This window comes from Variovorax sp. RCC_210 (assembly GCF_041355175.1).
GTDB lineage: Bacteria > Pseudomonadota > Gammaproteobacteria > Burkholderiales > Burkholderiaceae_C > Variovorax.
The window spans coordinates 274,511-294,038 of record NZ_JBFUPJ010000003.1; the positions used below are offsets into that span (position 1 = coordinate 274,511).

Here is a 19,528-nt window from a genome sequence, read left to right on the forward strand (position 1 = left end):
CGATGCCATTCCGCAAGCCGAGCAGCGAGGTTCTCAGCCGCGCCCGCACCCCCGAAGACAAGGAGCGGGTCAAGGCCGCGTTCATCGCCGCCGGCCGCCGCCTGGTCAGCCAGGAAGGGCTGGCGGCGGTGTCCTTGCGCCGCGTGGCCACCGAGGCAGGCTACGCGCCGGGCGCGATCTACCAGTACTTTCGCGACCAGCAAGACCTGTTCTTCCACATCCGCGGCGAGGACATGCAGGCCGCCACGCAGAAGTTCAGGCGCGTGGTCGCGCGCACGCCCGACCCGGTCGAGCGGGTGAAGAAGCTGTTCATCGGCACGGCCGACTACTGGCTTTCGCACATGGAGGATTTCCTCGTCATCTTTCCTGCACCCGCGGTGCGTTCGGCGACCGACGGGTTCGCGAAGTCGCAGGCGGTGCACGACATCCTGGCGCTGTACTACGAGACGGTCGATGCGCTCTTCGAGACGATCGCGCGGCCCACGCTGTCGTCGCGCGCCGCCGCGGACGTGCTGCTTGCCGCGGTGCACGGCACAGTGCTGTTCCCCCACATGACGCCCGGCATGCCATGGACGAAGACGCGCACGATGGTGCGGGAGCTGGTGACGACGATGGTCGACCAGTGGGTGGCGCAGGGTGGAAAGAAAAAGCAGCCCGCAGCCACCAAGCGCAAGCCCGCCTTGCCTGGCTCCGCCCTCACGCCAGGCAAGTCACAGGTCTAGCACCAGCGTCGCGCTCTTCGCGCCCGAGCAGCAGATCATCATGCGGTCGTTCGCGCGCTGCTCCTCGCCTGACAGCACCAGGTCGCGGTGGTCGGGCGTGCCCGCCAGCACCCGCGTTTCGCACGAGCCGCACACGCCCTCCATGCACGCGTAGGGCGCGTCCACGCCGGCGGCCAGCAGCGTGTCCAAGATGGTCTGGCCTGGCGCCACGCACACGGTGCGGCCGCTTCGCGCCAGCTCGACGCGGAACCCGCCTTCGCTCGCGGGTGCCTCTTTGGCGCTGAAGTACTCCACATGCACCCGTTCGCGCGGCAGGCCGGCTGTGGCGGCCTCGAAGGCCTCCAGCATCGGGCGCGGGCCGCAGCAGTACAGGTGCGCATCGCCGCGCGCGTCGGCCACGATGCGGCGCAGGTCCAGCCGCTGTTCGCTGTGTTCCCCGCTTTCGCCGTGTTCGCCGTCGAAGCTGAAATGCACCCGCCCGGGTGCCAGCGCGTCCAGGGCCAGCAACTCGTCGTGCCAGGCGGCGCAGGCGCGGCGGCGGCAGCCATAGAACAGCTCCCACGAGCGGCCCAGCGCCTCGAGCCGGCCGATCATCGAGCGCAGCGGGGTGATGCCGATGCCCCCCGCGATCAGCACGGTGTGCGGCGCGGCCTCGAACAAGGGGAAGTTGTTGCGCGGCATGCCCACGCGCAGCGTCTGCCCGACGTGCAACTGCGCATGCACCAGCGCCGAGCCACCGCGGCTGGTCGGGCTGCGGTGCACGCCGAGCACGTAGCGCTGCGTTTCGGCGGGCGGGTTCGACAGCGAGTAGCTGCGCACCATGCCGTTCGGCAGGTGCAGGTCGATGTGCGCCCCCGCCGTGAAGGGCGGCAGCGCCTGCCCCGGCAACGCCCGCAGCTCGAAGGAGTGCACGCCTTCTGCTTCGAGGCGAACCGCGTGCAGCCGAACGTCGAAGGTGCTCATGCGTGCAGGGCAGTGCGAGGTGGGGCGGGGGAGCCAGAAACGCCGAGCCCATCGAGCCCGCCCAGGCACACGTACTTCACGACCAGGTATTCCTCGATGCCGTGGTACGAGCCTTCGCGCCCGATGCCCGACTGCTTCACGCCGCCGAAGGGCGCCACCGCGGTCGAGATCAGCCCGCTGTTCACGCCGACCATGCCCACTTCCAGCGCGTCGATGGTCCGCCAGATGCGCGCGTGGTCGCGGCTGTACACGTAAGCGCCCAGGCCGAACTCCAGGCTGTTGGCGTGCGCGATGGCCTCGGCGTCGTCGTCGAAACGAATCAGCGGCGCCACGGGGCCGAAGGTTTCCTCCTGCGCCAGCAGCATCGACGCATCGGCACCGGCCAGCACGGTCGGCTCGTAGTAGCTGCCGCCGAACGCATGCGGCTTGCCGCCCACCAGCACGCGCGCCCCGCGCGCGACCGCGTCCGCCACGTGGCGTTCGACCTTGGCCAGCGCGTCGGCGTCGATCAGCGGGCCGATCTGCGAGCCCGGCACCGTGCCTTCGGCCACCTTGAGCGCGGCGACGGCGCCTGCGAGCTTGTCGGCGAAGCGCTCGTACACGCGCGCATGCACATAGACCCGGTTGGCCGCGATGCAGGCCTGCCCGGCATTGCGAAACTTGGCGACCATGAGGCCGTCGACGGCCGCGTCCAGGTCGGCGTCTTCGAACACGATGAAGGGTGCGTTGCCGCCCAGCTCCAGCGGCAGCTTCTTCAGCGTGCCGGCGGACTGGCGCATCAGCAGGCGGCCCACCTCGGTCGAGCCGGTGAAGCTGAGCTTGCGCACCACGGGGCTCGCGGTGAGCGCGCCGCCGATGGCCACCGGGTCGCCGGTGACCACGTTGAACACACCAGCCGGCACGCCCGCGCGCACGGCCAGCTCCATGAGCGCGAACGCGCACAGCGGTGTCTGCTCGGCCGGCTTCAGCACCATGGTGCAGCCGGCGGCCAGCGCGGCCGCCGCCTTGCGCGTGATCATCGCGTACGGAAAATTCCACGGCGTGATGGCCGCGCACACGCCCACGGGCTCCTTCAGCGCCACGATGCGCCGGTCGCCCGAGGGCCCGGGAATGACGTCGCCGTACACGCGGCGCGCCTCTTCGGCATACCACTCGATGAACGAGGCCGCGTAGCCCACCTCGGCGCGCGCGTCGTCCAGCGGCTTGCCCTGTTCTGCGGTGAGGATGCGCGCCAGGTCTTCGGCGTGCGCGAGCATCAGGTCGTTCCAACGCCGCAGCACGCGGGCGCGGGCGGCGGCGGGCAGGCCCTTCCATGCGGGCAGGGCGGCCTGGGCGGCGTCGATGGCGCGTGCGGTTTCGCCGGCGCCCATGGCGGGCACGGCGGCCAGCAGCGCGCCGCTCGCGGGGTCGGTCACGTCGAAGGTCGCGCCGTTGTCGGCGTCGAGCCACTGGCCGCCGATGTGGGCCTGGGTCTTCAGCAGCAGCGGGTCTGCAAGCTGCAGGCGCGCGGGCAGGGTGGTGGAGCTCAGCATGTCGTGGTCATTCCAGTTCGATCTTGAATTGCTTGATGAGCCCGTCCCACTTCGCGTAGTCGCTGCGCAGCAGCTTCGCGAAGTCGGCGGGCGGGGTGCCGGTGGGTTCTATTTCGAGCTCGCGCATGCGCGCGACGATGTCGGGCTGCGCGAGCACGGTGCGCGTGTCGGCGGCAATGCGCTCGACCACTGCGGCGGGCGTGTTCTTCGGCAGGAAGAAGCCGTACCAGCCCACGAGGTCGTAGCCCTTCATGCCGGCCTCGGACAGGGTCGGCACCTGCGGCATCGACGTCAGCCGATGCGGGCCGGTCACGGCCAGGATGTGCAGCGACTTGTCCTTCTGCCGCGTCGCCGCCGTGGCCGACGAGACGAAGCCCACGGTCACGCGGCCCGACATCAGGTCGATCAGCATCGGCCCTTCGCCGCGGTAGGCCACGTGGGGCATGTCCACGCCGATGTTCTGCTTGAGCAACTCGCCGAAGATGTGGCCGGTGGAGCCGATGCCGAACGAGCCGTAGCTGAAGTCGCTGGTGCCCGCCGCCTTCCCCTTGAGGCCGCCCGAGAGCGCCGCCACCGAGGTGTACGGGCTCGCCGGCCCCACCGCCAGCCCCATCGGCTGCGTGCCCAGCTGCGTCACGGGCGCCAGGTCCTTGAACGGGTCGTAGGGCAGCTTGCGGTACAGGCTGGCGTTCTGGATGAAGCCCGTCAGGTGCAGCAGGATGGTGTGGCCGTCGGGCTCGGCGCGCATCACCGCCTGCGTCGCGATGATGCCGTTGGCGCCGGTGCGGTTGTCCACGATCACCGGCTGGCCCCACATGCGCGAGAGCTTCTCGGCCATCGGCCGTATCAGCGCGTCGGACGCGCCGCCGGCCGGGTAGGGCACGACGATGGTCACGGGCTTGCGCGGGAAGGCGGCGGGCTCGGCGGCTCGCGCCGCGCCGCTCAAACCGCAGAGTGTCGCCAGCATGGCGGCGAGGGCGATACGTCGTTGGGTGGTCATGGGGGTTGTCTCTGTGTCGTTGTTCAAGGGGCTGCGTGCACGCGCATGGCCGAGGCTCAGGGTTGGGCCTGGCCCTGGCCCTGGCCCTGGCCTTGGCCTTGGCCTTGGCCTTGGCCCTGCCCTTCAGCGAGCGCCATCTTCTGCAGCATGCGGCGCGTGGCCAGCGGCGCCTGGTCGACCGCGATGTCGACCATCGGCGCGCCGGCGCCGTCGGCGAGCACGTTGCGCCACTGGTTCTCCATCAGCACCTTGTCTTCGTGCAGGGTGACCAGGAAGGCATCGGCGAGCCGCTGGGTGATGTCCGCGTCGTCCAGCGCGAAGTCGCGGTACATGGTGGAGAACTTCAGGTGCGTGCCTTCGGTCTCGGGCGTGCAGGGCCCGACCACGCGAATGTTGCGCACCAGCGCCGGGTCGGTGTTGCCCACGGGCTGCGAGCTGATGTCCAGCTGGATGTTGGCGCCCGGCCAGAAGCGGATGGTCTGCGTGCGCCGGGTCTCGCTCCAGCCGAACAGGCGCTTGAACACCGGCGCGGCGTCGGTGCGCTCCCACTCGCGGTGCACTTCCACGCCGTGCGCCGACACGGTCGTGCGCGGCCTGGTCTCGGCCACGTCCTGCGTGCCGACGGTCTGCTGGTGCGCGTAGCTCACATGCGACAGGTCCATCACGTTCTCCAGGTTGTATGTGTAGGGCGCCTCCACGCGCAGCGCGTCGCCGCGCCGGCCGACGTAGGCGGGCGAGCTGCACACGGCCGAGAAGTCGGGCACCGGGGTGTGCGCGGCCAGGGCCTTGTCGCCCATCCATATCCACAGGAAGCCGTCGCGCTCGACCAGCGGGTAGGCCTTGATGCAGGCCTTCGGCGGAATGCGCTCCTGGTTGGGAATGCGCACGCACTGGCCGCTGCCGTCGAACTCCAGGCCGTGGTAGCCGCACTGCACGTGGTCGCCCACGCGCTTGCCCAGGTGCAGCGACACGCGCCGGTGGCTGCAGCGGTTTTCAATGGCCGCGGCGCTGCCGTCCTGGCGGCGGAACAGCAGCACCGGCTCGTTCAGCAGGGTGCGCGGGAACAGCGCGTCGCTCACTTCGTGCGCCATGGCGGCGACGTACCAGCAGTTGCGGGGAAACATCGTTCGATCTCCTTCGTGGGGGGCGGGACTGCGAACGAATGTAGGTTTGGCCACCCCGCAGGTGCATCACATATGTGATGAATCGATAGGGGTTAGCGCGAAGCTGCCGCGGGCCGGGGCGCGGCATAGTCGGCTGCCGCACACACCGTTTCCCCATGAAAGCCAAAGCTACGCAGGCCCCGTCGAACGCGGCAAACGAAGCAAACGCGCACGCGTCGGAGCGCTCCGAGGTCAAGTCCGCGCGCAGGACGCTGGAAATGCTGGAGTTCTTCGCCGCGCGCCACGGCCCGGCCACCGTGTCGGAGGTGGCGGACGCGCTGGACTACCCGCAGTCCAGCACCTCCATGCTGCTGCGCACGCTGGAGTCGCTCGGCTACCTCATTCACGACACAGCCACCCGCAGCTACCGGCCCACCTTGCGCGTGATGCTGCTGGGCACCTGGATGCACGACGAGCTGTTCGGCCAGGCCAGCCTGTTTTCCAACATGGAGCAACTGCGCCTGCACACCGGCCAGGCCGTGCTGGTGGGCCTGCGCCAGGGCATCCATGTGCGATTCATTCTTTCGCTACCGAGCCACAAGCCCAACGCGCTGCGGTACTCCGTCGGCGTAATGCGGCCGGTGTGCCTGTCCGCCGCCGGAAAGATGCTGTTGACGCGCGAGAGCGACCGCGAGGTTCAACGCATCGCGCATCGCGCCAACGCGCAGGCGACGTCTTCGGAGCAGTGTGTGAACGTGCCGGCGCTCGTGGCCGAGGTCCGGGCGTGCCGCGAGCGCGGGTGGGCGGAAAGCATCCACTACCCTCGCGCCGGCTACGCGAACCTGTCGATGCTGCTACCGGCCATTGCCGGGCAGCCTCACATGGGCATCACGCTGGGCATGAGCGTCGACACGCTCAGTGCGCGCAAAGGCCCGCTGCTTCGGGCGCTGGAAAACGCGGTGCGGTCGCTGGTGCCCTGACGCGTTTCCTGCCCGGCGGGCGCAACCGCTCCCGCGCGAACGGATGCCGTCGCTTCTGCCTCACGCTGCGTTCGCCGTTGCCTGCGCATGCCGCGCCGAGCGCACCCAGACGAAGGTCATGCCGGCCGCGAGCAGCACCACCGGCAGCATCGCGGCATTGAGCGGCGCCCAGCCGAAGTGGTCGAGGGCGGGGCCGGCGGCCAGCGTCGCGAAGGCGGTGCACACGTTGCGCAGCAGCTCGGCGGCGCCCTGCGCGCGGCCACGCTCCTGCGGCCGGTACGACTGCGCCAGCAGCGTGGTGCCGCCCACGAACATGAAGTTCCAGCCCACGCCCAGGCAGAACAGCGCCGCGTAGAAGGCGGGCAGCGTGGTCGAGTTCATCGCGACCACCGAGCACACCACGTTGAGCACCATGCCCAGGCTCACCACCCGCGCCAGGCCCCAGCGCTGGATGAGCGCGCCCGCGAACAGCGCCGGCGCGTACATGCCCACCAGGTGCCACTGCATGATGCCCGCGCCGTCGTTGATGGAATGGTTGCAGGCCACGGCGGCCAGCGGCGCGGCCGTCATCACGAACATCATCGACACCGAGCCCACCACGTTGTTGGCCAGCGCGGCAATGAAGATCGGCTGGCGCGCGATGTCGCGCAGCGGCCGCGGCGGGCGCGTGTCGACCGGCGCGCCCGGCGCGGCCTGCGCCTGCGTGTCGCGGTACAGCGCCAGTATCAGCACGACCGACACCGCGCCCAGCACCGCGACCATCAGGTACGCGCCGGCGAACAGCACCGGCGGAAAGAGGTCCTTGCTCCACGCCGCCAGCGCCGGCCCCGCCACCGCCGCGACGACCCCGCCTGCCAGCACCGTCGACACCGCACGGCTCTTGTCCGCGGCCGCCACGCCGTCGGCCGCCGCCAGCCGGTAGAACTGCGCGAAGGCCTGGTACACGCCCACCAGCGCCGTGCCGGCGCAGAACACCCAGAAGTCGTCGTGGAACACCGCCCACACCGACACCAGCCCGCCCGCCGTGCCCGCGAGCGCTCCCAGCGTGAAGCCGCCGCGCCGGCCGATGCGCTGCATGAGCAGCGAGGCGAACCACGTGGCCACCGCGCCCGCCACCGTGATGAGCGCGAAGGGCAGCGTGGCCAGCGACTTGTCGGGCGCGAGCATGTGCCCCGTGAGCGCGGTGAGCGTGAGGTCGATGGACACGGCCGCCGTGTAGAGGCCCTGGCAGATCGCGAGCACGCGCGCGTCGCGGCGGCCTGTAACGGACGTGGCGGACGCGGCGGACGTCGCGGACGTAGGGGTGGAGGGTGTGTCGGTCATGGAAGGACGTGAGCAGGACAAGGGCGTTTGACACCACCGACTCTATGCACCGACACTGCGGCAAGAAAGACATATTTCCCTCATAAAGTGACATGACCCATTCCGTCGCCTTCCTGCTCGTTCCCGAGTTCCAGCTGCTGGACATGGCGGGCCCGCTGTCGGTGTTCCAGGTGGCGGCCGAGCTGGGGCGCAAGCGGCGCGGCCCCACCTACGAGATCTCGGTGCTGTCGGAGCGCGGCGGGCGCGTAACGTGCTCGGCCGGGCTAGAAATACAAACGCGCAGCTGGCGCGGCACCCATACCGATACGCTGGCCGACACGCTCGTCGTGCCCGGCGGCTGGGGCGCGCGAAAGCCCGGCGCCGCCACGCCCGCGCTCATGCAGCACCTGCGCGCCGCATTCGCGGCCAGGCGGCGCGTGGCCAGCGTGTGCACCGGCGCTTTCCTGCTGGCCGAGGCGGGCCTGCTCGACGGCCGCCGCGCCACCACGCACTGGCGGCAGGCCACGCGGCTGCAGCGGGAGCACCCGGGCGTCACCGTCGATGCCGACCGCATCTTCGTGCGCGACGGCAACGTGTGGAGCTCGGCCGGCATCGCCGCCGGCATCGACCTGGCACTGGCCATGGTCGAGGCCGACCTGGGCGCGGACATCGCGGGCGCCGTGGCGCGCGAGATGGTGGTCTACCACCGGCGCGCGGGCGGGCAGTCGCAGTTCTCGGCGCTGCAAGACCTTGCGCCGCAAAGCGAGCGCATGCGCGCCGTGCTGGCGCACATCGGCGAAAACCTGACGGCCGACCTCGGCATCGAGCGGCTGGCCGACGTGGCCTGCGTGAGCCCGCGCCAGTTCATGCGCACCTTCAAGGCCGAGACCGGGCAGACCCCGGCCAAGGCCGTGGAGCGCATTCGCGCCGAAGTCGCGCGCGCGCACATCGAGGGCGGCGACAGCAGCATCGAGGCGGTGGCGCGGCTCACCGGCTTCGACGACACCGAGCGCATGCGGCGCGCCTTCGTGCGCGTGTACGGCCAGCCGCCGCAGGCCCTGCGGCGCGTGGCGCGGGCCGGCTCACTGGTCGCGCAGCAGCGCTGACGCGAGCAGGTTCACCCGCGAGGCCACCAGCCGCGCGCCGTCCGACAGCGGCCTTTGCCGCGAGAGGCTCAGCGCAATGGTCCGCCGAATGCCGGGGCTCGCCACCCGGCACGCGCCGAGCAGGCCCGCCTCCACTTCCTGCGCCACCGCCGTCTTCGGCAGCAGGGTGAAGGCGTGGCCGCTGGCCGCCACGTCTTTCATCGACGTGGCGGTGTCCACCTCCATCACGATATCGAGCTCGATGTTGTGCCGCCGCGAAAGCACGTCGAGCGTGGCGCGCAGGCCGTTGGGCACGGCCGGCAATACCAGCGGCAGGCCGGCGAGGGCGCGAAACGGCATCGTCGGCCCCGCGAGCTCGGGGCGGCCCGCCTTGCCGACAAGAAAGGTGTCGACCTTGCCGAGCACGTCTTCGCCGCGCAGCGCCGAAGAGCCGTAGCGGTTGACGACGATCATGTCGAGCCGGCCGGAGGCCAGTTGCTCGTCCAGCGTGCCGCTGAAGCCCTCCAGCACATGCAGGCGCAAGGCCGGCGCCCGCTCGCGGATGTCGGCCAGCAGCCTTGGCAGCAGCTGCCGCGAGAGCGAAGGCAGCACGCCCACATGCACCGTGCCGGTCAGCACGCCGGCCGCCTCGCTCGCGGTGGTGTCGAGCTGGTGCACCTGGTCGAGCACGCGCTTGACCTCCGGGTACATGCGCTTGCCGAAGTCGGACAGCGTCATGCCGCGCCCGGTGCGCTCGAACAGCCGCCCGCCCCACGCGGCCTCGAGCATGGAAATTTGCCGGCTCACCAGCGACTGCGCGGTGTCCGACGCAATGGCCGCGCGCGACAGCGACTGCATGTCCGCCACGAGCAGGAAAGTGTCCAGCTGCTTGAGTTTCATGGTTTCACTTTAATGGAAACCTGAAATCCATTCATTCGTCTTTCTGGAAATGAGCGCGCGGCCTAACCTCGGCGTTGCAAACCATAAAAGGAGACAAGCTTGAAACTCATGCACTCGCTGTGCGCGGCGCTGGCCCTGCCGCTGCTGCTGGCCTCGCCCCTGTCGCACGCCCAGGACACGGCCTACCCCAGGCAACCCGTCACCCTCGTCGTGCCGTTCCCGCCCGGCGGCCCGACCGATTCGATGGCACGGTTGCTGGCCCAGAAGCTCGGCGACAGGCTGGGGCAGCAGGTCATCATCGACAACCGGGGCGGCGCCGGCGGCGGCATTGCCGCCGAACTGGTGGCGCGCGCACCGGCCGACGGGCAGATGCTGTTCTTCGGCACCACCGGCACGATGGCCATCAACCCCAGCCTGTACAAGAAGCTGCGCTACGACCCGGTGAAAGACTTCGCCCCGGTCAGCCTCATGGCCACGACCATGAACGTGCTGGTCGTCAGCCCGCAGGTGCCGGCGAAGAACCTGGCCGAACTGGTCGCGCTGGCCAAGGCGAAGCCGGGCGAGCTCACCTACGGCTCCGCCGGCAACGGCAGCTCCAACCACCTGTCGGGCGAGCTGTTTCGCAGCACCGCGGGCATCCAGATCAATCACATTCCGTACAAGGGCTCCGCGCCCGCGCTCATCGACCTGCTGGGCGGGCGGCTGTCGATGATGTTCGACACCATCGCCCAGCAAACGCAGAACCTCGCCGCCGGCAAGGTGCATGCGGTGGCCGTGACGGGGCCCAGGCGCTCGCCGCTGCTGCCCAACGTGCCCACGGCGCAGGAGGCCGGGCTCAAGGGCTTCGACGTGACGATCTGGTACGGCGTGCTGGCCCCGAAGGCCACGCCCGCGCCGGTCATCGACCGGCTGCAGCGCGAGATCGCCGCCATCATGGCCACCGACGACATGAAGAAGCGCATGGAGGCCGACGGCGCCGAGGCGCGCAGCACCACGCCCGGCGAGTTTGCCGCGCTCATCAAGAGCGACACCGCCAAGTGGGCGCCGGTGGTGAAGAACTCCGGCGCCAGCCTCGACTGAACCGCACGCTCCCCATGAACTCCATGCTCGACCCTCGCCTGAAGACGGCTTTCTCGCCGCAACGCATCGCCATCGTTGGTGCCACCGAAGACCGCAACAAGGTCGGCGGCCGGCCCCTGCACTACCTGCAGCGCTTCGGCTTCCGAGGCGCCATCTACCCGATCAACCCGAAGCGTGAAACGGTGCAGGGCTTGCGCGCGTACCCCTCGTTCGACGCGTTGCCCGAGGCGCCCGACGTGGCGATCGTGGCGGTCGGCCAGGAGGCCGTGGCCGGCGTGATCGACCAGTGCGCCGCGCGCGGCGTGGCCGCGGCCATCGTCATGAGCTCGGGCTTCGGCGAGACCGGTGCCGCCGGCATGGCGCTGCAGCAGGCGCTGGTCGCGCAGGCGCGCCGCCTCGGCGTGCGCCTGGTCGGGCCCAACGCGCAGGGCGTGGCCAACTTCCAGACCGGCGCGGTGATGAACTTCAGCACCATGTTCATGGAGGTCGCGCCGCAGGACGGGCCCGTGGCCATCGTCAGCCAGAGCGGCGCGGCCAGCGTGATGCCGTATGCGATGTTGCGCGAGCGCGGCGTGGGCGTGCGCTACCTGGTCGCCTCGGGCAACGACGCCGATGCCTCGGTGTGCGAACTGGCGCTGGCCGCCGCGGCCGACCCCGACATTCGCGTGGTGCTGATGTACATCGAGTCGCTGGGCGACCCGGCGATGCTGGCCGAGGTGGCGCGCGTGGCCGGCGCGCGCGGCGCGGCGGTGATCGCGCTGAAGTCGGGCCGCAGCGCGCACGGCGCGAAGGCGGCCGCGTCGCACACAGGTGCCATCGTCAACGACGACGTGGTGGTCGACGCCTTTCTAGAGCGCCATGGCATCTGGCGCGCGAAGGACGTGCACGGCCTGGTCAACGCCGTCGAGCTGTACCTCGCGGCGCCGCCGCGACCTGCCGAGCGGCTGGTGGTCATGAGCCACAGCGGGGCGGTCGGCGTGCTGTGCGCGGACGCGGCCGAGTCGCTGGGGCTGCCGCTGGCGGAACTGGGCGCGCCGGTGGTGAAGGCGCTGGCCGCGATCATGCCCAGCTTCGCGACCGCGCAGAACCCGGTCGACCTCACGGCGTCGCTGATGACCAAGGGGGGCATGTACGCCGACACGCTCGGCGCGCTGGCGGCCGACTCGCAGGCCGACATGTTCCTGGTCGGCGTGCCGGTGGCCGGCGAGGGCTACGACGTGCCGGGCATGGCCCGCGACACGGCGCGCTTCGCGGCGTCGCGCGGCAAGCCGACGGCGGTATCGGCGCCGCAGGCGTCGGTGCGCGACGCCTTCCGTGCCGCCGGCGTGCCGGTGTTCGCGCACGAAACCGATGCCATCGACGCGCTGCACCAGTGGAGCCGGCACGGCGCGCTGCTGCGGCAGGCGGCGGCGCGCAGCGCCCTGGCCGGCGCCGTGGCAACGGTGCCTGCATTGCCCGCGATGCATGCAGCGGCCGGGAGCGACGAGCCGCTGCTGAGCGAGGCCGACAGCCTCGCGCTGATTGCCGAAGCCGGCATTCCCACCGTGCCCTACCGCCTGTGCCGCAGCGCCGACGAGGCGGTGCAGGCATGGCGCGCCCTGGGGCCGGACGTGGTGGTCAAGGCCTGCTCGGCGCGCATTCCGCACAAGAGCGAGCACGGCCTGGTCTTCGTCGGCCTGCAGACGGCCGAAGCGGTCGTCGATGCCTGGACCCGCTGCACGCACAAGGTCGCGGCCATGGGCGTGCCGCTGGACGGCGTGATCGTCGCGCGGCGCGTGCGCGGCCGCCGCGAGTTCGCGCTCGGCGTGCGGCAAGACCCGCTGTTCGGCACGGTGGTCATGGTGAGCGACGGCGGCAAGTACGTGGAGGCGCTGCGCGACTTCGTCGTGCTGCTGCACCCGTTCTGCGAGGCCGACGTGCTCGCCAAGCTGCGCAGCCTGCGCATCGCGCCCGTGCTGGCCGGCGTTCGCGGCGAGAACCCGGTCGACCTGCGGGTGGTGGCCCGCGCGGCGGTGGCGCTCGGTGCGCTGGCCGCTGCGCACCCGAAGGCGATCGCGTCGGTCGACCTGAATCCGCTGATCGTCGGCGACGAAGGGCAGGGCGGCTGGGCCGTCGACGCGGTGATCGAGCGCGCCGGCATGCAAGGAGCCCATGGCCATGAATGACACGGTGCTTGTACAGCAGCGCGACGGCATCGCCGTCGTCACGCTCCACCGCCCCGCGGTGATGAACGCGGTCGACCCCGAACTGCGCCAGGGCCTCACCGACGCGCTGCGTGCGCTCGACGCCGACCCCGCCGTGCGCGCGCTGGTGCTCACCGGCAGCGGCGAGCGCGCCTTCTGCGGCGGCCAGGACCTGGACGAGTCGGCCACCATCGACACCCACACGCTGGCCGGCTGGCTCAACCGCCAGCACGCCATGTACCAGGCGGTGCGCGACGTGACCAAGCCGATCGTGGCCGCGCTGAACGGCACGGCGGTCGGCGCGGGCTTCCAGATGGCGCTGATGTGCGACCTGCGGGTGGCGCATGCCACGCTGCGCATGGGGCAGCCCGAGGTCAGGGCCGGCCTGGCGAGCGTGGTCGGCTCGTACCTGATGTCGCTGCAGATCGGCCATTCGCTCAACCAGCAGTTGTCGCTCACCGGCGAGCTCATCACCGGGCAACGCGCCTTCGAGCTGGGGCTGGTCAACGACCTGGTCGAGCCCGCCCAGGTGCTGCCGCGCGCGCTGGAGCGCGCGAGTGCCTTGGCCGCATTGCCGGGCGCCGCGCTGCGCACCACCAAGCAGCGCTTTCGCGAACGCACGCAGCCGGGCTTCGAGGAAGCCTGCAGCGCGGGCATTCGCTACCAGCTCGAGTGCTACTCGACCGGCGAGCCGCAGCGCGCGATGCGCGAGTTCATCGCGCGGCGCGACGCGGCCCGCACCCCGAAACCCCCCAACGAATGACCCGCATGACAAGCCACACCCACCTCTTCATCGGCGGCGCCCTGGTGCCCGCGCACGGCGAGCACGACCTGCCCGTGGTCGACAGCTTCACGGAGGCGAGCTTCGCCTCTTACCGCAGCGCGTCGGCGGCCGACGTCGACGCGGCAGTGGCCGCCGCGCGCGGCGCGTTCGAAGGCTGGGCCGCGACACCCGTGGCCGAGCGCATCGCCGCCGTGCGCCGGGTGGCCGCGGCGCTGCGCGAGCAGGCAGAGGCCCTGGCCGTCGCCATCTCGCGCGAGGTCGGCATGCCGCGCAAGCTCGCGGCCCGCATCCAGGTCGGCGCGCCCCTCGCGGCGTGGGACATGTACGCCGACCTCGCGGCCGAATTCGAATGGACATCGCGCATCGGCCACTCGCTGGTGCAGCAGGTGCCCACCGGCGTGGTGGCCTGCATCACGCCGTGGAACTATCCGCTGCACCAGATCACCGGCAAAGTCGCGCCCGCGTTGCTCGCGGGGTGCACCGTGGTGCTCAAGCCTTCGGAGCTCGCGCCCACGAGCGCCTTCCTGCTGGCCGAGGCCGTGCGGCAGGCCGGGCTTCCGCCCGGCGTGTTCAACCTGGTGCACGGCGTGGGCGCGGAGGTGGGAGACGCGCTGGTGCGCCACCCGGGCGTCGACATGGTGTCGCTCACCGGCTCGACGCGCGCCGGGCGCCACATTGCATCGGTGGCCGGCAGCGACATCAAGCGCGTGGCGCTCGAGCTGGGCGGCAAGTCGGCCGCGCTCGTGCTGCCCGGGGCCGACCTGGCGCTGGCCGTGAAGGCGACGCTGGCCGGCTGCATGCTGAACTCGGGCCAGACCTGCTCCGCGACCACGCGCCTGCTGGTGCCGCGCGCGTCGCTCGCCGAAGCCGAGGGCATCGCACGGGAGCTGCTCGCCGGCTACCGCATGGGCGACCCGGCGGACGGCGCCACGCGGCTCGGCCCGCTGATCTCCAGGGCGCAGCAGCAGAAGGTGTCGGGCCTGATCGACGAGGCGCTCGCGGCCGGCGCGCGGCGCATCGAAGCCGACACCCCGGTGCCCGCGCATGGCTTCTTCGTGCCGCCCACCGTGCTCACCGACGTCGAGCCCGGCATGGCCGTGGCACGGGAAGAGGTCTTCGGCCCGGTGCTGGTGCTCATGGCTTACGACGGCATCGAGGCCGGCATTGCCTTGGCCAACGACACCGACTACGGCCTGGCCGGCACGGTGTGGGGCCCTGTCGCCGCGCAGACGCTGGCGGTCGCGCGCCGCCTGCGCGCCGGGCAGGTCGACATCAACGGCGCGCCCTTCAACCCCGCGGCGCCCTTCGGCGGTTTCAAGAAATCCGGCCTCGGGCGCGAGAACGGCCGCTTTGGCATCGAGGAGTTCCTCGAGCCGGTCTCCCTGCAGTTGCCGCCGGCCTTCATGGCGTTCACCCCCACCTGATTCGACACACCCCATGACTTTCCAACAGATCATTTACCAGGTCGACGGCCCCGTCGCCACCATCACGTTCAACCGGCCGGGGCAGATGAATGCCCTGACCAAGGTGCTGGAGGCAGAGCTGCGCACCGCCATCGAAACCGCGGGGCGGGACAAGGCCGTGCGCGCCATCGTGCTCACCGGCGCGGGCCGCGCCTTCTGCGCGGGCATGGACATGGAAGAGCTCGCCGTGCTGCCGCCCGAGGACATCCAGGCCGAGGAATGGATGCGGCCCTACGACATGAACCGGCGCGCCGACTACCAGACGCGGTACACCTACTTTCCCGCCGCGCCGAAGCCCATCATCAGCGCCATCAACGGCGCGGCCGCCGGCCTGGGGCTGATCATGGCGCTGTACAGCGACTTCCGCATCGCCTCGGACAAGGCGGTGTTCGCCACCGCCTTCGCCAAGCGCGGGCTGATCGCCGAGCACGGCATCGCCTGGATCCTGCCGCGCATCGTGGGGCATGCCAACGCCACCGACCTGCTGCTGACCTCGCGCAAGATCGACGCGGCCGAGGCCCTGGCCATGGGCCTCGTCAACCGCGTCGTGCCGGCGGACGAGCTGCTGGCGCAGGCGCAGGCGCTGGCCGCGACGCTGTCGAGCGAGGTGTCGCCCCGCTCGGTGCGCGTGATGAAACAGCAGCTGTGGGAGGCGCCGTGGCAGACGCTGGGCGAGGCCGTGGCGCTCGCGAATGCCGAGATGGTGCAGAGCATTCGCAGCGAGGACTTCACCGAGGGCGTGCAGCACTTCGTGGAGCGGCGGCCTGCGCGGTTCACGGGGCGCTAGCCGCGTGGAGCTGCTCGCTCCCCACTACTCGTTGGCACAGGCCAGCACCACGCCTTCAAGCGCCTGCAACGTCAGCAGCCCGCCCTGAAGGCCCGCTCGCTCGGGCCGGGTGCTCGCGAGCACGTCGGCTTTCGCGCCGAACACCGACCCATCGATGTCCCGCGGCGCCTCCGCGAAGTTCAGCAGCACCACGAGCCGCCGCTGCACGAAGGTGCGCGCATACGCCACGACGTCCGCGCCCGCGTCCACCGGTTCCCATGCGCCGGCGTGCAATGCGGGCTCCGCGCGCCGCAGCGCGATCAACCGGCGGTACAGCGCGAGCATCGACGCCGCATCGGCCTGCTGCAACTCGATGTTGTGCGTGGCCCAGTCGTCCGCCAGCCGCAGCCAGGGCCTGCCCTGGCTGAACCCAGCGTGCGCGCCGGTGCTCCACTGCATCGGCGTGCGCTGCGGGTCGCGGCCCAGGCCCTTGCCCGGCTCGTTCTTCTCGAACGGGTCTTGCACTTCGTCGGGCGGAATGGGCACGTCGGTCATTCCTATTTCGTCGCCGTAGTAGAGCGTGGGCGTGCCGCGCAGGGTCAACAGCAGCATGGCCGCGAGCCTGGCGCGCAACGGGCCGACGCGGCTGGCGATGCGGGGCTTGTCGTGGTTGCCGAGCACCCAGTTGGGCGCCGCGCCCGGCGGCAGCGCGGCTTCGTAGTCGTGCACCAGCCGGCGGATGACATCGGCCTGCCACTGCGCGCCGATGAGCTGGAAGTTGAACGGCAGCTGCACGCCCTGCAGCACGCCGTTGCTGTCGAGCCCGTAATACGCCATCAGGCGCGCCAGCGGCAGGTAGAGCTCGCCGATCAGCACGCGCTCGCCCTGCGCGTCGCTGAAGGCGTCGACCACGGCGCGCATCTCGCGCACGATGTCCTGCACCTCGGGAAGGTCGGCGGTGTACAGCGGCAGCAGGCTGTGCGACGGGTCGCCGCCCGGCACGAACGCCGGGTTGGCCGGGTTGTCGCGAAACAGCGCGTCCTTCACCAGGTGGTACAGCACGTCGATGCGAAAACCGTCCACGCCGCGGCGCAGCCAGAAGCGCAGCGCCTCGTACATGGCCGCGCGCACGTCGGGGTTGCGCCAGTCGAGGTCGGGCTGCTCGCGCAGGAACGAGTGCAGGTAGTACTGGCCGGTGGCCGCGTCGAGCGTCCAGGCCGGGCCGCCGAAGTTGCTGAGCCAGTTGTTCGGCGGGCCGCCGTCCGGCGCGGGGTCGCGCCAGATGTACCAGTCGCGCTTCGGGTCCTGCCGCGAAGACCGGCTCTGCATGAACCACGGGTGCTGGTCGGAGGTGTGGTTGGGCACGAAGTCGAGAATGACCTTCAGCCCGCGCGCGTGCGCGCCGCGCACCAGTTCGTCGAAGTCCGCCAGCGTACCGAAGCGGGCGTCGATGCCGCAGTAGTCGGATATGTCGTACCCGAAGTCGGCCATTGGTGAGGGGTAGATCGGCGAAATCCAGACGGCGTCCACGCCGAGCGCCACCAAATAATCGAGCCGTTGCCGGATGCCGCGCAAGTCGCCGATGCCGTCGCCGTCGCTGTCCTGGAACGAACGCGGGTAGATCTGATAGACGATGCCGTTCTTCCACCAGCTGTCGGGCGACGGGGGGTTTTGCCTGGGGTCCATGTGTGCGAGTCCTTCCCTGAAAGCAGGAATGCATGATCAAAGACCTTTGGTATAAGAACGCCGTCGTCTACTGTCTGTCGGTCGAGACCTTCATGGATGCGAACGGCGACGGATGCGGCGACTTCGAGGGCCTCACGCGCCGGCTCGACTACCTCAACGGGCTGGGCGTGTCCACCATCTGGCTCATGCCGTTCCAGACCTCGCCGGGCCGCGACGACGGCTACGACGTGGCGGACTACTACAACGTCGACCCCCGCTTCGGCACCCTGGGCGACTTCGTGGAGTTCACCCACGCGGCCGCGCAGCGCGGCATGCGCGTGCTGATCGACCTGGTGGTCAACCACACCTCCGACCAGCACCCCTGGTTCCAGGAAGCCCGGCGCGACCGCGACAGCAAGTACCACGACTGGTACGTGTGGGCCGAGCGCAAGCCGCCGCGCGCCGACGACGGCGTGGTGTTTCCCGGCGTGCAGAAATCGACCTGGACCTACGACAAGCTCGCCAGGCGCTGGTACTTTCACCGCTTCTACGACTTCCAGCCCGACCTGAACACCAGCCATCCGATGGTGCAGGCCGAGATACTGAAGATCATGGGTTTCTGGACGCAGCTGGGCGTCTCGGGCTTTCGCATGGACGCCGTGCCGTTCGTCATCGCCAGGAAGGGCGCCGACGTGAAGGGCCCGAGCGAGCAGTACGACATGCTGCGCCAGTTTCGCGAGCTGATGCAGTGGCGCAAGGGCGACGCCGTCATCCTCGGGGAGGCCAACGTGCTGCCCAAGACCGACATGCAGTATTTCGGCGACGAGGGCGAGCGGCTGCACATGATGTTCAACTTTCAGGTCAACCAGAACCTGTTCTATGCGCTGGCCAGCGCCGACAGCCGCCCGCTCGCCAAGGCGCTGGCCGCCACGCGGCCGCGCCCGGCCACGTCGCAATGGGGCATGTTCCTGCGCAACCACGACGAGCTCGACCTCGGGCGCCTGAGCAAGGCGCAGCGCGAGCGCGTGTTCGCGGCCTTTGCGCCCGATAAAAACATGCAGCTGTACGACCGCGGCATCCGCCGGCGCCTGGCGCCCATGCTGGGCAGCGACCGGCGCCGGCTCGAGCTGGCGTACAGCCTGATGCTCACGCTGCCGGGCACGCCCGTGCTGCGCTACGGTGACGAGATCGGCATGGGCGACGACCTGGCCCTGCCCGAGCGCAACTGCGCGCGCACGCCCATGCAGTGGTCCACCGAGCCGCACGGCGGCTTCACTGCCGCGCGCAAGCCGGTGCGCCCGGTGATCAGCGGCGGCGCCTACGGCTTCGAGCACGTCAACGTGGCCGCGCAGCGGCGCGACCCCGAGTCGCTGCTCAACTGGATGGAGCGCGCCCTGCGCATGCGCAAGGAAATTCCGGAGGTGGGGTGGGGCGACTTCGAGGTGCTCGCGCACCCGTCCGCGCAGGTGCTGGTGTTGCGCTACGACTGGCGCAACAACTCGGTGCTGTTCGTGCACAACCTGTCCGAGCAGCCGATGGAGTTCGAGTTGCCGGCGCGCAAGATCGGGCCCGACGGGGCGCGGCTGACCAACCTGCTGACCGAGGCGCACAGCAACGCCGACAAGAAGGGGCTGCACTGCATGCTGCTGGAGCCCTATGGCTATCGCTGGTTCAGGGTCGGCGGGCTGGGGTATCTGCTGCAGCGCAGTGAGATCTGAGCGGACCTGAATCAGGCCTCTGCAGCGACCCACCGCCCCTGTTCGCACGGGCGGCGGGCCGCACCAAACGGACCTTGGCTGCGCCAAAACGGCGCGCCCTTGCGCCTTGCCGTCCGGCGCCGGAGCCCAATTTGGTGCAACTCACCCCGCACAACCCCGTGAACACTCGGCACGGATGTTGCACTGCACTCCCCACTGTCCCGCGGCAACGTCGCTGCGGCAAGACAGACCCCCGCCAATGACGGCGACACGAGCGAGCTGAAGGCGCAGGCCGACGGTTCG

Annotated in this window: 16 protein-coding genes; 9 read left to right on the plus strand and 7 right to left on the minus strand. The window is 70.5% G+C overall.

Translation table 11 applies throughout. From position 1 onward, the window contains the following. Nucleotides 1-2 precede the first annotated feature (2 nt). The gene (locus AB6807_RS13330; RefSeq protein WP_371084937.1) at nt 3-722 is read left to right on the plus strand and encodes a TetR/AcrR family transcriptional regulator; all 720 of its coding nucleotides are present in this window, start codon (nt 3-5) and stop codon (nt 720-722) included. On the opposite strand, the gene AB6807_RS13335 is transcribed toward AB6807_RS13330, so the two are convergent. Genes AB6807_RS13335 through AB6807_RS13350 form a run of 4 tightly spaced genes read right to left on the minus strand, consistent with a single transcriptional unit; the run spans nt 711 to nt 5,341 of the window. Further along, complete coding sequence (locus AB6807_RS13335; RefSeq protein WP_371084938.1) at nt 711-1,685, minus strand: 2Fe-2S iron-sulfur cluster-binding protein; 975 nt, start codon at nt 1,683-1,685, stop codon at nt 711-713. The genes AB6807_RS13330 and AB6807_RS13335 overlap by 12 nt on opposite strands. After that, complete coding sequence (locus AB6807_RS13340; protein ID WP_371084939.1) at nt 1,682-3,217, minus strand: NAD-dependent succinate-semialdehyde dehydrogenase; 1,536 nt, start codon at nt 3,215-3,217, stop codon at nt 1,682-1,684. The genes AB6807_RS13335 and AB6807_RS13340 overlap by 4 nt, the downstream gene beginning before the upstream one ends. Nucleotides 3,218-3,224: 7 nt before the next feature. Beyond that, nucleotides 3,225-4,217 carry a Bug family tripartite tricarboxylate transporter substrate binding protein gene (locus AB6807_RS13345; RefSeq protein ID WP_371084940.1) on the minus strand — a complete coding sequence of 331 codons (993 nt, stop codon included), beginning with the start codon at nt 4,215-4,217 and terminating at the stop codon, nt 3,225-3,227. A 56-nt stretch (nt 4,218-4,273) separates the two neighbouring features. Then, a complete protein-coding gene (locus tag AB6807_RS13350) occupies nt 4,274-5,341 on the minus strand; it encodes a Rieske 2Fe-2S domain-containing protein (RefSeq protein ID WP_371084941.1) in 1,068 nt (355 codons plus the stop codon). A gap of 155 nt (nt 5,342-5,496) precedes the next feature. Here AB6807_RS13350 and AB6807_RS13355 point away from each other — a divergent pair, with 155 nt between their 5' ends. Beyond that, nucleotides 5,497-6,300 carry an IclR family transcriptional regulator gene (locus AB6807_RS13355; RefSeq protein ID WP_371084942.1) on the plus strand — a complete coding sequence of 268 codons (804 nt, stop codon included), beginning with the start codon at nt 5,497-5,499 and terminating at the stop codon, nt 6,298-6,300. Nucleotides 6,301-6,360: 60 nt separating this feature from the next. On the opposite strand, the gene AB6807_RS13360 is transcribed toward AB6807_RS13355, so the two are convergent. After that, on the minus strand, nt 6,361-7,623 hold the full coding sequence (locus AB6807_RS13360) for an MFS transporter (RefSeq protein WP_371084943.1): 1,263 nt from the start codon (nt 7,621-7,623) through the stop codon (nt 6,361-6,363). A 92-nt stretch (nt 7,624-7,715) separates the two neighbouring features. On the opposite strand from AB6807_RS13360, the gene AB6807_RS13365 reads away from it, so the two are divergent. Further along, the gene (locus AB6807_RS13365) at nt 7,716-8,708 is read left to right on the plus strand and encodes a GlxA family transcriptional regulator (RefSeq protein WP_371084944.1); all 993 of its coding nucleotides are present in this window, start codon (nt 7,716-7,718) and stop codon (nt 8,706-8,708) included. Here the strand turns inward: AB6807_RS13365 and AB6807_RS13370 are convergent. Next, nucleotides 8,685-9,587, minus strand: coding sequence for a LysR substrate-binding domain-containing protein (locus AB6807_RS13370; RefSeq protein WP_116913433.1), 903 nt, complete (start codon nt 9,585-9,587; stop codon nt 8,685-8,687). The two genes, AB6807_RS13365 and AB6807_RS13370, sit on opposite strands and share 24 nt — an antisense overlap. A 108-nt stretch (nt 9,588-9,695) precedes the next feature. Between AB6807_RS13370 and AB6807_RS13375 the strand changes: the two genes are divergently transcribed. The 5 genes from AB6807_RS13375 to AB6807_RS13395 are packed head-to-tail and all read left to right on the plus strand — an operon-like array spanning nt 9,696 to nt 15,884. Then, nucleotides 9,696-10,667, plus strand: a complete 972-nt coding sequence (locus AB6807_RS13375) for a tripartite tricarboxylate transporter substrate binding protein (RefSeq protein ID WP_116913432.1) — start codon at nt 9,696-9,698, stop codon at nt 10,665-10,667. Nucleotides 10,668-10,681: 14 nt separating this feature from the next. After that, the gene (locus tag AB6807_RS13380; RefSeq protein WP_371084945.1) at nt 10,682-12,832 is read left to right on the plus strand and encodes an acetate--CoA ligase family protein; all 2,151 of its coding nucleotides are present in this window, start codon (nt 10,682-10,684) and stop codon (nt 12,830-12,832) included. Beyond that, nucleotides 12,825-13,613, plus strand: a complete 789-nt coding sequence (locus AB6807_RS13385) for an enoyl-CoA hydratase/isomerase family protein (protein WP_371084946.1) — start codon at nt 12,825-12,827, stop codon at nt 13,611-13,613. The genes AB6807_RS13380 and AB6807_RS13385 overlap by 8 nt, the downstream gene beginning before the upstream one ends. 5 nt (nt 13,614-13,618) lie before the next feature. Then, nucleotides 13,619-15,058: an aldehyde dehydrogenase family protein gene (locus AB6807_RS13390; protein WP_371084947.1), complete on the plus strand. Its 1,440-nt coding sequence runs from the start codon at nt 13,619-13,621 to the stop codon at nt 15,056-15,058. Between the two features lie 13 nt (nt 15,059-15,071). Beyond that, nucleotides 15,072-15,884, plus strand: a complete 813-nt coding sequence (locus tag AB6807_RS13395) for an enoyl-CoA hydratase (RefSeq protein ID WP_371084948.1) — start codon at nt 15,072-15,074, stop codon at nt 15,882-15,884. Between the two features lie 24 nt (nt 15,885-15,908). Here the strand turns inward: AB6807_RS13395 and AB6807_RS13400 are convergent, their stop codons facing one another. Continuing rightward, nucleotides 15,909-17,549, minus strand: coding sequence for an alpha-amylase family glycosyl hydrolase (locus tag AB6807_RS13400; protein ID WP_371084949.1), 1,641 nt, complete (start codon nt 17,547-17,549; stop codon nt 15,909-15,911). Nucleotides 17,550-17,581: 32 nt separating this feature from the next. Here AB6807_RS13400 and AB6807_RS13405 point away from each other — a divergent pair, with 32 nt between their 5' ends. Next, nucleotides 17,582-19,246 carry an alpha-amylase family protein gene (locus AB6807_RS13405; RefSeq protein ID WP_371084950.1) on the plus strand — a complete coding sequence of 555 codons (1,665 nt, stop codon included), beginning with the start codon at nt 17,582-17,584 and terminating at the stop codon, nt 19,244-19,246. The last annotated feature ends 282 nt before the right edge of the window (nt 19,247-19,528 follow it).